Origin of the sequence: Sporosarcina sp. NCCP-2331 (assembly GCF_023707945.1) — a bacterium.
GTDB lineage: Bacteria > Bacillota > Bacilli > Bacillales_A > Planococcaceae > Sporosarcina > Sporosarcina cascadiensis.
This window is the reverse complement of record NZ_BRCD01000007.1, coordinates 53,104-65,556: the sequence shown is the minus strand read 5'-3', so window position 1 is coordinate 65,556 and position 12,453 is coordinate 53,104. Positions and strand designations below refer to the sequence as shown.

The 12,453-nt window shown below is 43.4% G+C and carries 9 protein-coding genes; all 9 read right to left on the bottom strand.

The genetic code is table 11. The features are described 5' to 3' along the window. Nucleotides 1-8: 8 nt before the first annotated feature. Nucleotides 9-1,013, bottom strand: coding sequence for an ABC transporter permease (locus NCCP2331_RS05740; RefSeq protein WP_153722162.1), 1,005 nt, complete (start codon nucleotides 1,011-1,013; stop codon nucleotides 9-11). A 101-nt stretch (nucleotides 1,014-1,114) separates the two neighbouring features. Then, on the bottom strand, nucleotides 1,115-2,743 hold the full coding sequence (locus NCCP2331_RS05735) for an ABC transporter substrate-binding protein (protein WP_153722163.1): 1,629 nt from the start codon (nucleotides 2,741-2,743) through the stop codon (nucleotides 1,115-1,117). Beyond that, nucleotides 2,740-3,759 carry an ABC transporter ATP-binding protein gene (locus NCCP2331_RS05730; protein WP_153722164.1) on the bottom strand — a complete coding sequence of 340 codons (1,020 nt, stop codon included), beginning with the start codon at nucleotides 3,757-3,759 and terminating at the stop codon, nucleotides 2,740-2,742. The genes NCCP2331_RS05735 and NCCP2331_RS05730 overlap by 4 nt, the downstream gene beginning before the upstream one ends. Continuing rightward, on the bottom strand, nucleotides 3,734-4,759 hold the full coding sequence (locus NCCP2331_RS05725; RefSeq protein ID WP_153722165.1) for an ABC transporter ATP-binding protein: 1,026 nt from the start codon (nucleotides 4,757-4,759) through the stop codon (nucleotides 3,734-3,736). Before NCCP2331_RS05725 ends, NCCP2331_RS05730 begins: the two co-directional genes overlap by 26 nt. Nucleotides 4,760-4,970: 211 nt before the next feature. Next, nucleotides 4,971-6,911, bottom strand: coding sequence for an alkaline phosphatase family protein (locus NCCP2331_RS05720; RefSeq protein WP_251669176.1), 1,941 nt, complete (start codon nucleotides 6,909-6,911; stop codon nucleotides 4,971-4,973). 1,075 nt (nucleotides 6,912-7,986) lie between these two features. Beyond that, nucleotides 7,987-8,637, bottom strand: a complete 651-nt coding sequence (locus NCCP2331_RS05715) for a 3D domain-containing protein (RefSeq protein WP_251669174.1) — start codon at nucleotides 8,635-8,637, stop codon at nucleotides 7,987-7,989. Between the two features lie 117 nt (nucleotides 8,638-8,754). Continuing rightward, nucleotides 8,755-9,558 (bottom strand): alpha/beta hydrolase, encoded by an 804-nt coding sequence (locus NCCP2331_RS05710; protein WP_251669173.1) that lies wholly within the window; start codon nucleotides 9,556-9,558, stop codon nucleotides 8,755-8,757. Nucleotides 9,559-9,699: 141 nt separating this feature from the next. Continuing rightward, nucleotides 9,700-11,073, bottom strand: a complete 1,374-nt coding sequence (locus tag NCCP2331_RS05705) for a sodium-dependent transporter (protein WP_153722263.1) — start codon at nucleotides 11,071-11,073, stop codon at nucleotides 9,700-9,702. Between the two features lie 24 nt (nucleotides 11,074-11,097). Beyond that, nucleotides 11,098-12,378 (bottom strand): CDP-glycerol glycerophosphotransferase family protein, encoded by a 1,281-nt coding sequence (locus NCCP2331_RS05700; RefSeq protein ID WP_251669172.1) that lies wholly within the window; start codon nucleotides 12,376-12,378, stop codon nucleotides 11,098-11,100. Nucleotides 12,379-12,453: the final 75 nt, after the last annotated feature.

The following is a 12,453-nucleotide window of genomic DNA, read 5'->3' as shown; positions in this document are numbered from 1 at the left end:
CTCCTTCCTCAATCATATTTAATCCTCGGATCGATCAGTCCATATAATAAGTCGACAATCAGATTAATCATGACGAAGATAAACGCAACGATCAGAATACCTGACTGGATAACCGGATAATCTCTGAAGTTGATGGCATCGTAAATATATCTTCCAATACCCGGCCATGCGAAAATTGTTTCCGTCAGGATAGCGCCGCCAAGCAGAAGACCCATCTGCAGACCGATAATTGTCAAAACAGGAATCACCGCATTTTTCAGCGCGTGCTTATAGACAACCCAGAACATTTTCTGGCCTTTTGCACGTGCAGTCCGAATATAATCAGAACGCATAACCTCCAACATACTTGAACGGGTCATTCTGGCGATTATTGCCATCGGTATGGTTGCGAGCGCCAGTCCCGGCAAGACCAAGTGACGCAGAACCTGCCATAACTGATCGAATCGTCCCTGAATGAGCGTATCTATTATGTATAAATGCGTTATAGCCGTAACAGGATCTCGAACATTTTGCCGTCCTGCTGTCGGCAGCCAGCTCAACTCAATGGAAAAAGCCCACTGTCCCAACAAACCCAGCCAGAAAATCGGCATAGAAACTCCGACTAATGCAAAAATCATCGCTGCATAGTCGAACCATGAATTTTGGAACCACGCAGAAATAATACCGGCATTGATCCCAACGATCACGGCAATAATCATAGCAAATAAGGCTAGCTCCAGTGTCGCTGCCAAATAAGGCCAGATTTCATCTGCCACGGGCAGACGTGTCCGCATGGACTCACCTAGATCACCTTTTAAAATTCCACCTAAATAACTGAAGTACTGCGTATACCATGGCTGATCCAATCCCAGTTTGACAGTCAGCGCTTCGACCGCTTCTTTAGTCGCCTGCTGTCCGAGGATCACTTGTGCTGGATTGCCGGGAATTGCACGAATTAACATAAAGACTAAGAATGTCATACCTAGCAGGACAGGAATTAGCTGTAAAAGCCTTTTAATCGTATAGTTGAACAACTCTTTCACCCCTCCGGCTCTTATCTTGAAAATGAATTAAAGAAAGGGAGAATACAAGCTTCTCCCTCCACTTCATTCACAAATCACACTTCATCATTCGCTTATTTGAATTCTACGTTCGATAATAAATCAGAACCTGTAGGATGTGGAACAAACCCAGTCAATTCTTTTGCTCCACCCAATAATGGAATGGAGTGTGCAAGCGGTACCCAAGGAGCTTCCTCATGAAGAATTTCCTGTGCCTGCTTGTAAAGCTCGTTACGTTTATCTTCATCAACTTCTGTCTGCGCTTCTAAGAATAACTTATGTGTTTCTTCATTTTTGAAGTACGTATAGTTATTGCTTCCGATATTATCTTCGTCAAGAAGAACATACAAGAAGTTATCTGCGTCTCCATTATCCCCTGTCCAGCCAAGCATGAAGGCATCTGCTTCACCTTTTTCTGCTTTATCAAGATAGGTTGCCCACTCATAAGAAACGATTTTCGCTTTAATTCCTACATCTGCCAAGTTGCTCTGTATAGCTTCTGCTACCTTCGTGCCATCCGGCATATATGGACGTGGAACCGGCATAGCCCATAATTCCATTTCGAAACCATCTTCAAGTCCTGCTTCTTTCAATAGCTCTTTTGCTTTTTCAGGATCATACGGATAAGCTTCAATTTCATCATTATAGCCTGAAATAGATGACGGCATTGCGTTAGCCGCTACTTCAGCACGTCCTTCAAAGAACGAATCGATGATTGTCTGCTTATCAATTGCATAGTTCATTGCCTGACGAACTTCTTTCTTATCAAATGGTTCACGAGTTACTGTCAGCCCCAGGTATCCAACGTTCATGGAAGGACGTTCGAAAAGCTGCAAATCAGCATTGTCTTCAATTTTCGTGCCGTCAGACGGATTAATTCCGTCAGCCAGATCGATATTACCTGAAAGCAATGAATTCAGACGTGCAGAGTTGTCCGGGATAGACTGGAAAATTACGCGATCCAGTTTCGGAAGCCCCTCCTGCCAATAGTCTTCATTCTTTTCAATTGTAATCGTATCATTCGGCTTCCACTCAACGAACTTGAACGGGCCTGTTCCTACCGGGTTACGTTCATACTCATCATCACCCTTTGCAAATGCTTCAGGGCTTGAGATCGCAAACATACTCATTGCGATATTTTTTAAGAATGGCGCCTGTGGACGCTTTAATTTGATAACTACTGTATTGTCGCCGTCAGCAGTCACTGATTCAATTACGTGGCTTTCATCGTCCTTGAATCCGCCGAACATCGAGTTATAGTAAGGGAATGTATCCGCATCACCATTTGCCCAGCGTTCGAAGTTCTTTACGACTGCATCCGCATTGAAGTCTGTTCCATCATGGAACGTAATGCCTTCTTCTAATTCAAATGTATAAGTCAAACCATCTTCAGTTGTATCCCAGTCTTTTGCAAGACCTGGCTGTACTGTAGTATCCTTCTCGCCAAAATTCAATAGGGTTTCAAACAAGTTCACTGTTACTTTAAAAGTTTCCCCTTCTGTTACGCGGGATGGATCAAGAGATGTTGAATCTCCGCCCCGTCCAAATACTAATGTCTTATTCTCGCTTCCGCCTTTATCTGCAGCGTCTTTATCTTTGTCGCTGCTCCCCTTTGTGTCATCTCCGCCAGAACAAGCTGCCAGTGCAGTTGACAGAGCCAACAGCATGATCAGAGCGAGCGACCACAATTTCCCTTTCCTCATACAGATCCCTCCAATTGTTTTTGTCTTTCTATATCATCGTTGCCTTCCGCTGTGTAAAGATGGCAGGCAACAGAATGACCGGTCTTCTCCTCTGCTAATACAGGGGTGATTTTGGTGCATACATCCATTTTAAAAGGACAGCGCGTGTGAAACGCACAGCCGCTTGGAGGGTTAGCCGGACTCGGCATATCTCCTTCGATAATGATCTGCTCTTTTTTATAATTCGGATCCGGAACCGGCACTGCGGACAGCAATGCCTGCGTGTAGGGATGAAGAGGATTTGCATATAGCTCTTCACTTTCCGTGATCTCTACGATTTTCCCTAAGTACATGACAGCTACGCGGTTGCTGATATGGCGCACTACTCCCAGGTCATGCGCGATAAAGATATAAGTCAGATTAAATTCTTTCTGCAGATCCTGCATCAGGTTCAGCACTTGCGCCTGAATCGATACATCAAGTGCAGAAACCGGTTCATCTGCAATAATTAATTTAGGATTCGTCATTAACGCTCTGGCAATCCCAATTCGCTGCCGCTGACCGCCACTAAACTGATGCGGATAGCGTTTTGCATGATACTCACTGAGTCCGACAATTTTTAAGAACTCGATCACTTTTTCACGGCGTTCTTTTGCATTGCTTACCCCGTGCACAAGAAGTGGTTCTTCCAAAATCTTACCGATTGTATGACGTGGATTTAATGAAGCGTACGGATCCTGAAACACCATTTGAATATCACGCCGCACTTTACGGATTTCATTTGCAGACATAGAGGTCAGATCTCGTCCCTGAAATTCCACAACGCCTTCAGTCGGTTCCAATAAGCGCATGATTGTACGTCCGGTTGTTGATTTCCCGCAGCCGCTCTCCCCGACAATTCCAAGCGTTTCACCTTCATTTACATGAAATGAAATATCATCGATTGCTTTGACATGACCAACTGTCTTGCCGATTATCCCTTTACGGATAGGAAAATATTTTTTCAGACCTTCAACTTTCAACAGTGGCTTGTCCATCCTTTGTTGTCACTCCTTCCTGCTCATCGTATAAGAAACATCTCGTCTGGTGAACATCGGAGTTCCTGTATAATTGCGGTGTTTCTTCCCAACATCTGGCGAAAGCGCTTTCACATCTAGCCGCGAATCTGCAGCCTTTTTTGACCGAGCCCGGTTTCGGTACATTGCCGGGAATAGAGTACAAACGGTCTTTTTTATCACGCATATCGGGTACAGACTGAATCAGCCCGCGAGTGTAGGGATGACATGGGTTTTTAAATATTTCCTGCGTCGGCGCTTCTTCAATGACTTGTCCTGCATACATGACCACCACACGTTCACAAGTTTCAGCAACGACTCCTAAATCATGAGTGATTAGTAGAATTGCTGTATTCATGCGTTCGTTCAATTCCCGCATCAACTTTAGAATCTGTGCTTGAATTGTCACGTCAAGCGCCGTTGTTGGTTCATCTGCAATTAGAACTTTAGGATCACAGACCAATGCCATCGCAATCATCACACGCTGACGCATCCCGCCTGAAAGCTGATGGGGGTATTCTTTCATAACTTCTTCGGCACGCGGAAGACCGACCAGCTTTAACATTTCAACCGCACGGTCAGTAATTTGTTTTTTAGACCATTTCTTTTCATGAAGAGAAATTGCTTCTTTCATTTGATTACCTATCGTAAAGAGTGGATTCAAAGAGGTCATCGGTTCCTGAAAGATCATGGCAACATCTTTCCCTCGGATGTCTCTCATTTCTTTTTCCGACTTTTTCAGGAGATCTTCTTCACCAAACAGGATTTCTCCACCTGTAATCTTACCTGGCGGGCTCGGTACCAATTGCATGATCGATAAGGATGTCACACTCTTTCCGCAGCCGGATTCTCCGACGATCCCCAGTATTTCCCCTTCACGTACATAAAAGTCTACATGATCTACAGCGGGAATCTCTCCAGAGTCTGTAAAAAAGGTCGTCTGCAAATCCTTTACCTGAAGTAATTTCTGCCTTTCGCTCATTTGCTCACCTTTTTCTTTTTTTCTGAAATAATTCATTAATCACTATTATACTTTTTTTCTGATTAAACACAAGATGCTTTCTTGATAAAATATTATACTGGCGAAAAATGACGAAATTAAAAGAAACGCGCAGCGAAAAGCTCTGCCTGCACGTTTCTTAAAATTATGAAGATATTTGAATAGTATGTTTACTATATTATACGAATAATTATTACTTATTCCAGATCACTTTTCCTTCCACAAAATCTGGCGTCTCAATATCTAACAACTTATATAAAGTCGGTGCAATATCAATCATGTTGATTCTCTTGCTCATTTTCCCAGTCTTAATGTCCGGTCCGGCTATGTACAGCATGGGACGCAAAGCTTTTCTTTCCGGATTTCCTCCATGACTGCCAAATTCCTGTGTCGGTTCAATAGCAACTTTTGCATCTTTCCCCATCAAATAGCCGGGTGCAGCAGATAGAAAGACATCTCCGCTGTTTTCATTGTTTATACTATCGAACTCCGTCATCCCTTCCGTTAAAACCTTTTCATATGGATGGATGTCATCTCTCTTGTGAACGAATAAAGACGAAATACCCGGATAATTGTATGTCAGTATAGTGCAGCCTTTAAGCCATTGTGAAACGGGTTTACTTCCTGCAGACGGATTGTACGTCATATTCGAAAATAAATCTCTCGCTTGAAATACCTCTATAATTTGCTGTTTCACTTCTTCATACTCTTCTGGCGGGACAATCCCTTTCTTCTCACGGCCTGTTAAATTTACATAGACATGTGCAATTGTACCGCTGGCTTCTGCATAAGCTCTTGTTTTGGAAATATCAATATTTCCTTTAGCGTCGGTCACGAGAAGACCTGCCTTTTCTAACTCTTTATTAGGCGACAGCCTGGTATGGATCGGCTCCAGACCATGATCGGAAACAAGTAACAGATAATCTTCTTTATTTAAATCGTTTTTGACTCGACCAATTACTTCATCTGCCTGTTCGAAAGCCCAATCCATATAGGACTTTTTTTCTTCGACGGTTTCTGTCTGGTAACCGGGCTGAGCAGGATCTCGCAAGAGGAATTCATGAAGTTCATTATCGACATGCGGGTAATAGTAAAATAAAAGATCCGGTGCATATTGTTCTTTTATATACAGACTGACATCAGTGATCCATTCTGCAAAACGTTCTCCCGCTTCTTCATATTCGTGTCTTGTGATCTGCCCTTCTTTAAATGCTTCCGTCTCATCAGGAGCAGGATAAAAGCTGAATCTTGAAGAGATATCACCAGCAAAATGTTCGGGCCCTCTATAGATACCGCCCATCATAGTGCCTTGAAACAACTGAAAATGACCCGTTTCATCGGGCTTCCCTTTAAATTTCACATAAAAACCGGCACTGTCCATTGACGGTATATCCAGCTCCACAGCTGACCAATCATCCAAATTTACTTGTTCTCCAATTTTCTTTCTGTCATCTGAAAGATAAACAGTGGTTTTTTTCTCATTATGTTCTTTTACCGCCAGCACGTACAATTCCCGGCTCGGCTGATCTTTAATATCTAACGACACAACTGCTTCCTCTGCCTTTATGTGATCGGAAGATAATTGATCAATACGTTCGTCATCAATTGTTTCAAACTTCAAATCATGTAATTTAGATTCTGACAGAGTCCCGCCTGAATAAACTGCATATGTTGCCGCCGACGCATTATCCGGATCGGAATCAGGAAATGCGACAGTCGCCGTTACTTTTCCCTGATTTCTCGCTTCCTTCCAAATAGGAGTCACGCCTAATGTCTGAGAAAACCCGCTCTGATCATTTTTTACCGTTTCCCCTTCAGAATGAAAGTGATTGCTGACAATACCGGTTTGGGAAGGTCCCGCGCCTGTTGCCATCGTCGCATGTGAAGGGGCAGTGAGTGATGGTGTCACTGTAACGAAATTGCTCGCATAGGCCGATTGATGCGAGAACTCTTCCAGATTTTTCATCATTCCTTTATGTATATATCGCTGGGTATCTTCATAGCCCATTCCGTCAAATGAAATCACGCTGATGGTTCCTACTGATTCTGCAGCATAAGTAAATTGATTCGCATTGACAAACGGACTGATCGTTACGATCATCGCTGCTAAATAAAACTTCATTTTTCCCATCATAACTGCATCCCTCGCTTTACTGCACTATTCCCCCGCGAGAAATAAGGTAAACTTGCTAACTTACCGTCAATTATCCAACTTGAAATTACGCTGGCTTTACAAATCAATTTATGGGTCTGCACCCAAATGTGTGCTTGACAAGCTATTTCATGAGCAGTTTGAGATTGGACTTTGATTGCGCAATATAGGATGAGAGTGGGAGGATACCGTTTCCCTGCGTTCCAGGCGGACGCGTGTCTTGCGGGCCCGCGGTGAGCCAAGCGAACAGCGAAGGGTTCGCTTTGCCGTATTTCTGCGCTCTTTGCAGAAATTAAGGCAAACTGTGCTCATAACGCTACGCTTTTATTCGCAAAAGCCTTTCTTCGTAAAGGCTTTCGCTCCCGCAAGTTGTCTCACCTGTCGGGCTGATCCTCCCAGAGTGTTTTAGCCGCGGGCTCACACGAAGTGAGTCATGCAACCGTTGCCAAGCGAACAGCGTAGGGTTCGCTTGGCCGTATTTCTGTGGTCTTTGCAGAAATTAAGGCACTTGCGGCGTACTTAGGTTGCCTGGAACGAAGGTACACTGGCTGGTGTTTCAAGACTTTTTGTGGGAGCAGGCAGTATGAGCACACTATTTGGGGCTATTACAATGGGTAAGGTTTTTCATGCAATACTTATCATCCTGCAAAGGCTTAGATTCTTGTGATCGATGCATTTACAAACTCGAGATGCGGAACAAGACAGGCTAATTCATACTCTGCAAAAAAATCAGTACATTGTACTTTCTCCCACACCAGCGCAGGCGCAACTGCGGGGTAGGCCGTTGCTGTGAGACTGCTGGCACGTTCTTCGCCAGTAGGCTCATAGCGTAAGGCAATCCCCCAGCGCCGAAGCGGGTTTAAACTGCAAACTCACACTTCAATTAAAATCCCTACAAAGTCGAGAAACGAAATCAGCACATATTAAATCCACACACTGCCAACATGCACGTGACGGGTTGTCAAGCACATGTTTTGGTGAAGAGCCCAATTTATTTTATAAAATATCCAATTCAGGCTGCCTGATCTGCGAAATACAGATCAGGCAGCCCCTAATTTTAATCCAGTATTCTTATTTTTATTTTTTTTACTCCCCATTCCATCGCCCGCTCATATGAAGGAATGAATACATCTATTTTATGTCCTTTAATGGCACCGCCAATATCTCCGGCAATTGCCTCGCCATAATTTTCGACCCAAACTCTGGATCCAATCGGCACCACGCCCGGATCGACTGCAATAACTTTCTGATTCGGGTTGGCCCGCAAATTCTGGCCGCTGTATGTGGTGCCTGAGCAGCCTTCACAATAAGCTGTATAAGCAGTGGCGGTCACTGTCAGTTCTTTCACCGGCTTCTCTGTAGCAGCGACGGGTACTGGCGGTTTTTTCTGTGGAACTGGGCTTCGCTTTATAGGATTTGTATTTAGCACAACATGCAGCTCGTCACCCGGATAGATGATGGTAGAATTTAAGCCATTCCAGCTAAGCAGATCATCAAGCGGAATTCCATGGTTATAAGCAATTCTGTACAGGGTATCTCCTTCTTGAACCGTGTAGGTTACTGCTTCTGCAGGAATTTCATCCGGTTCTTCTGCAATATCCTTTACCAAGATTCCTCCATCAGGCGATAATCCCAGTTCTAAAGCAAACACGGACAGCGGCGTTATGACCAGCAGAACAGCAGTCAACATACTAATTAGCAATCTCAACAAGCTTCTCCTTCTTTCTTTCTAAGATTTTCCACAGTCTAGCCAATCTGCAGTCATCTCATACGTAAATTAGGAGATTCTTCTTTGTCAGCTTACTATTCTACTGTTCATCTTTTGCTAAAGCCGGACAGCAGCCTGTTCCATATGCTTCCTTTTAAGCCACTCATAGCTTTTATCAAATAGCTCATTTTCTAATGAACAGTCGGAAAACGTATGATCAGCATTCTCGATATAGCGCTCAGTTACCGGTTCCGTATTTATTCTTTCATTCAGCATTGCCTTGTATGATGCGGCATGTGCTTTCGGAATCTGTTCATCCGCTTCTGCATGGATAATATGCGCTCCCCCTCTGTAAACGCCGATTGTATCAAACGGCCGGTGCTTTTGTAAATCTTTCAAAAAGCGGCGGCTAATGGAGAAGCCTTGATAATCATAACTCCCGTTTCTGGAAATTTCATTGACCGCCTGCCGTCCGAGTATCCCTGTTATATCTTCATACGGCAAGCCGACAGGGGACCATAGAATCAGATCTTTCACACGCGGATCTGCTGCCGCTGTCAAAGAAGCAACCGCTCCTCCGAGACTATGTCCAACCAGCGTAATGCGGTGAGCATTAATTCCGCGGATTCTACTGACATAATCGATGACATCCTGTACTTCGTTCAACTGATTGGTGAGCGTCACTCCTCCGTAATCCCCCTCACTTTCCCCGCAGCCGCTGAAATCAAAGCGAAAGACTGCAAATCCGCGTTTTGTAAAATAACGGGCAGCTTTTACAAATAACCGATGCTCACCGACTTTACTGCCGACGAAGCCATGAATGAAAATTAGGAGAGGAACTTTCTCTCTTGTGAATTCAGGTAGATGCAGCGCGCCTGACAAATTATATTCTCCTGATTTGATTGTAAGCAGTTTATGCATGCTACTCCACCTCTTATAACGTATTATCCCTACTTTTTTAGTATGTATTATACAGAAAAAATTAATTGAAGTCAATTGGGTAAGTCCGTGCAATGAATCCTGTAAACAATCTCCATAAAAAAACTGCTTGGAGCGTCATTTTCATGACAGTCCAAGCAGCATTTTAATTTTCTGCAAGAAACCAAGTGTATCCAGGAATACAACGATGATTGTCAGCGGTACCACAAGCTTCATTAAGAAGTGCCAAAGTGGATAAAAACTATTTGATTGCCGGCTCATCAAAGTAAATTCTTCCCTTACGACTACTTGATCCATCCGATGCATAATGAAAATAGCAATCAGCAGACAGCCTGCCGGAAGCATAACATTACTCACAAGATAATCGGTTGCATCGAAAATGCTTTTATCGAAAATCAGCACGCTCGACAATGTACTGGAGGATAGAGCAGATGGAATAGCTGCGCAAAATACCACCACACCGATGATCCATGTCACTGCTTTCCGGGAACGTTTGCCGCTTGCCGTCATCGCCGCTACAATAATCTCATACAGGCTGAATGAAGAAGTGAGCGTCGCAAACAGGAATAATAGTAAGAATAGCGCCAAAAATAATTGCCCTAAAGGAAGCTGGGAAAAGACTGCAGGCAAAACTATGAATAATAACTCAGGACCTGCTGCCGGCTCCTGTCCAAATGCAAAAACCGCAGGAAAAATCGCCAATCCTGCTAATAATGAGACGAATAAGTTCATTCCTACTACCGAACTTGCAGCAGACGTTAAACTGACGTCTCTTTTCAAATAGGAACTGTACGTTACCATACAAGAAAAGCCGACTGCCAATGAAAAGAATGACTGACCAAGCGCATACAACACCGATTCTCCTGTAATGCTCGAAAAGTCAGGCTTGAGGAAGAAGGAAACACCTTCCATCGCACCTTCCAATGAAAGCGAACGTACGACTAAAATAATAAAAAAGATAAAGAGCAGCGGCATCATATATTTATTTGCTTTCTCAATACCATTTGCCACGCCGGAAGATACGACCAGCACATTGATAATTGTGAATAGCAGCAGGCCGATTAATGTAGTCACCGGCGAACCGACAATCGAACCGAACTGCTCTGAATAAGATGCACCTTCACTGATAATTTTACCACCGACAGAGAGACCGCTATAAACGAAAACCCATCCTCCTACGACACTGTAGAAAGAGAGTAATAGAAAGCAGCCCACAACGCCTAATCTGCCGATCCACGGCCAGGCACTCGCCGGCGCCAGCTTTTTATATGCGCTGATTGCTTCTTTGCCGGCGCCCCTGCCTATGATAAATTCTGAAACTAGCATCGGCAGTCCGATTAATATGGTGAACACGACAAACAGTAAAAAGAATGCCCCGCCGCCGCTCATTCCGGTTACATACGGGAACTTCCAAATAGCCCCGAGACCGATTGCCGCCCCTGCAGACGACATGATAAAACCTAGTTTTGATGACCATTGTTCTTTTCGATGCTCCATAGACTTTTTCATTCCCCCTAGCTTCTACTTATTACAGTTATACTGTACTGCTTGCGCAGAAACAAGGGGAAATTCATTCATCTCAGCGGATTTTTCTGTATATTCTTTCGTTTCATGAGCAATTTCATCTCGAAAAAGAGTTCTGGCCAATCTCTCACAGTTTTGCTGATCGAAGAAATCTATATAGTCGGAGGCTTTGCTGAAGTATGGATTGGCATAATGATTGCCCCCAAGCGCTCGGGACAAATGCATGAGTACTTCCTCTTCCGTATTGCCTTTATAGCCGAATAAATCAGCATCCAAATCCAGATAAGAACCCCGGTTTGCAAGAAATTCCTTTTGGTCGAACGTATAAAAGATGATTGGTTTGTTCATATAGAGGAAGTCCCATGAGATACTTGAGTAATCCGTGATGAGCATATCTGCTGCATGCAGCTCATCCATAATTAACACGTCGTCAAAACTAAAAAAAGACACATGATCGTTCACATGTAGATCTTTTCGGAAATACGTTTCATATTTTTTCATGAATGGGTGAAGAAGTACACGGACAGTCAACTGCTGTTCAGCAATGAGCGACTGCATTTTAGCGCTTTGCAACAGACCGACAGTAGATCTGTAATACTTGCTTTCCAAGAATTCCTGTTCGGTCATATCAAACAGCCACTCTCTCCACGTAAACATCAGCAGCAATCTCTTCAGTTGGACAGGCGGCTGGTCAGGAGGCAGCCGGTCAAATCTTGCCATTCCTGTGATGATCAGCTTGTCCTCTGCAATTTTCCATTCCGTTGATTTAATCTTATGTTCGTATGCAGAAGCGCAATTAAAGAGGTTACACCTTTTCAGCAGCGGGACATCTTCTTTCTGAATCAATATCTTTTTAAAGCATTCAATTCCATGACTGATATGGAGCATCACGGTCTTTTTATTGAGAAAGATAAAACGATCCATATAAGGAGCTAGGTCATAAATTATCGAGTGACCGTGCACAGTGTAGCGGGCTCTGAAAAATAATACATAGTTTTGAAAACTGCCAAGCGGCACTGCATGAGGAATCGGAAATTGATTTATGTAATCAAATTGCGGATCAAACATCCAATAGATCTTCATTTGACTGCTGTAATGATCTATCAGATATTGATGGAAGACTGCCGCATTGTCTTCATATTTTTCGCCCAGATTGCCTCCTACTAGCACAATAATATCTTTGTCATTTCTATAGAATAGTTTAACCAAAAAATATGCCATCCATATTTTCATCGCATACCATAATTTAACGAAGCTGTTATGATCTTTTAACCTCATTCTATCACCCCTTGCTTCTTAATCTATCTACTACTTAATTTATACATTACTCTTCCCTGTTTTTGATAATTTGAA